General features: G+C 72.6%; 1 protein-coding gene. It reads right to left on the reverse strand.

Annotated features, from left to right (window positions below; all coding sequences use genetic code 11):
* On the reverse strand, nucleotides 1-665 hold a 665-nt coding region (locus tag SM447_RS29350; RefSeq protein ID WP_474576114.1), incomplete at both ends, for a DegT/DnrJ/EryC1/StrS family aminotransferase.

Genomic DNA, 665 nt, shown 5'->3' on the forward strand with positions numbered 1-665 from the left:
CGTCGAGCAGCTTCGCGTTGGCCCGCCGCTGCTCCGTCCACTCCGGCAGCTGGCGCAGCTGCACCCGGCCGATCGCCGCGGCCACGTCGGTCATCCGCATGGTGGCGCCGACGATCTCGTTGGCGTACCGCTGCTCCATGCCCTGGTTGCGCAGCAGCCGCAGGGTGCGGGCGAGCCCGGCGTCCGCGGTGCTGATCATGCCGCCCTCGAGCGAGTGCATGTTCTTCGTGGGGTAGAAGCTGAAGCAGCCGGCCGTGCCGAACGCGCCGACCGGCCGTCCGGCCAGGGTGGCGCCGTGCGCCTGGGCGGCGTCCTCGACCACGGCCAGCCCGTGCCGGTCGGCGATCGCCATGATCCGGTCCATCGCGGCCGGGTGGCCGTAGAGGTGCACCGGCATGATCGCGACGGTCTTCGGCGTGATCGCCGCGGCGACCGCCTCCGGGTCGACGCAGAAGCTGCCCGGCTCGATGTCCACGAAGACCGGCTCGGCGCCGACCAGCCGGACCGCGTTGCCGCTGGCGGCGAAGGAGAACGAGGGGACGATGATCTCGTCGCCCGGGCCGAAGCCGAGCGCCATCAGCGTTAGCTGGAGCGCGGAGGTGCCGGAGTTGACGGCGACGCAGTGCCGGCCGCCGACCAGGTCACCGAACTCCTCCTCGAACGCC

This window comes from Micromonospora aridisoli (genome assembly GCF_056150025.1).